This window comes from Vibrio sp. S12_S33 (assembly GCF_963889785.1).
In the GTDB taxonomy this organism is placed as follows: domain Bacteria; phylum Pseudomonadota; class Gammaproteobacteria; order Enterobacterales; family Vibrionaceae; genus Vibrio; species Vibrio aestuarianus.
In genome coordinates this window covers 1-1,706 of the sequence record NZ_CAWPQZ010000131.1, presented here as the reverse complement: position 1 = coordinate 1,706, position 1,706 = coordinate 1, and the positions used below count along the sequence as shown (strand labels likewise).

Below are 1,706 nucleotides of genomic sequence, written 5' to 3'. Positions count from 1 at the left end.
ATAACAAGGCATTCAAGAGTGACTCACAACGCTTGGCGACTTCAGTTTAAATTTGGCTTTAGTGTTTAAGGTGGAGTGGTTTGGGTTTGGAGATTTAGCGTTGTTCGCACCTTAATGCAGCGTTATGCGCCTCGGAGTAATATGAAAGCAAAGTTGAATACGAAAATAAGTATTGTTAAATCATTTATAAACTGGGTCCCACTTTTATTGGCCTCATTAATCTTTTATTTCGTGATGTTTGGGGCAGGTATAATGTGGCTTTTTGAAAGCTACTTAGGTTTCTCTGAAGTTGAAGCGCGAGAGGTCTCATTTCCCTTAGCGGGGGCGCTACTGTGCGTGACAGTATTTATTTACTTTATTTGGTCAGCTAAAATATTGTCTGCTTTTCGCCTGGAGATTGAAGGTTCTCACTTGATTATCAAGTCCGGTGGATTTAAAGGAATAAATAGAAAGATACCAATAAATGAAATTGAGGGAATCTATATTGGTTCTCAAACCAATGTGATTGAAAACTTATCTGGGCACCCTGCTATCAAGGATTTAGTAGCTTCTCGATTGGTGGTAGCACTTAAATCAGGAGAAATGCTTAAACTAGATCTAGCCCTCAAGGCTTTTGATAGCAACTCATTGCTTGAACTGTTAAGGCAGGCAGAAAAACTTGGTGTGCAAACAAATATCAGCGCATAACAAGCAATTTAAGAGGGATTCACAACGCTTGGCATTTTTGCTTCTACTTCAAATATAGTGTTTATGGCAGAATGCTTTAGGTTGGGTGGAGGCGTTGTTCACCCCTTAATTGGGCGTTATGTGAATGGAGCTCATCTTGAAAATATCAGTCGTCAAAAGTGGTGAAATTGAGGCGTATGAAGCGTCACTTAATGCACATCTAAACTCAGTTTTTGGTCAAGATTCTACAGTTAATTTTAACCAAGAATTCGTTTGTGCAGTTCTCATTGAAGACGATAGTCAGATTGTTGCTACCGGCTTTGCTTATAGCCGGTTAATGTCACAGGGCTCCATCAACTTCAAAGCAGGCATAGTTGGCGGTATAGCGGTTGCAGCAAATAAGCGTGGTCTGGGTTTAGCCAAGGTTATTGTAAAAGAACTGGATAAATACTTGGTGTCTTTTGGTGTAACTCATTCTTTTCTCTTCGCTTATGAGCCAGATGTATATCGAAGTTCAGGGTATTCAGAGTTAGTTTGTCCTATTCATTACTACGATATGCAGCAGAAAAATTGGAACGAGTTTGTCTACCGTGGAGGCATGGTTAAAGCTTACAATGTTGGTCACGCTCTAAGCAATCAAGTTATTGAGTTTAATGGTTGTGTGTATTGAGCGCGCTGGAAAAATTCACATAACAAGGCGTTCAAGAGGGATTCATGCCGCTTGGCATTTTTGGTATGCGGTGAGTTTTGGTGGTGAAAGTGATCTGCGGAAAGTTGGTTTGAGCGGCACTCACCCCTTAACGCGGCGTTATGTGTTTCTCGATTTATGGTTCACTCAAATTATGTAGTATGGAAAGATAATGTATAGAAGTATATTTACAGCTTTCGTCTTTGTTAGTTTCTTTTGCCATGCTGCATCAGATATTAATAGCCTTTATGTTTATGACGAACCGTTGGAGATGCCACCCTATTCAGATCAATGGTTTATTGATGGTGATTTAACAGATCTGAAGAACTTACATATAAGAAGAGACGGTAAA

General features: G+C 39.7%; 2 protein-coding genes and 1 pseudogene. All 3 read left to right on the top strand.

All coding sequences use genetic code 11. The features are described 5' to 3' along the window. The first annotated feature begins 141 nt into the window (after positions 1–141). Positions 142–687, top strand: coding sequence for a hypothetical protein (locus AACW06_RS19405; protein WP_192076314.1), 546 nt, complete (start codon positions 142–144; stop codon positions 685–687). Positions 688–823: 136 nt separating this feature from the next. Continuing rightward, on the top strand, positions 824–1,336 hold the full coding sequence (locus tag AACW06_RS19400; RefSeq protein ID WP_031791505.1) for a GNAT family N-acetyltransferase: 513 nt from the start codon (positions 824–826) through the stop codon (positions 1,334–1,336). A gap of 190 nt (positions 1,337–1,526) precedes the next feature. Further along, positions 1,527–1,706 (top strand): annotated as a pseudogene (locus tag AACW06_RS19390) (hypothetical protein); the annotation flags it as partial.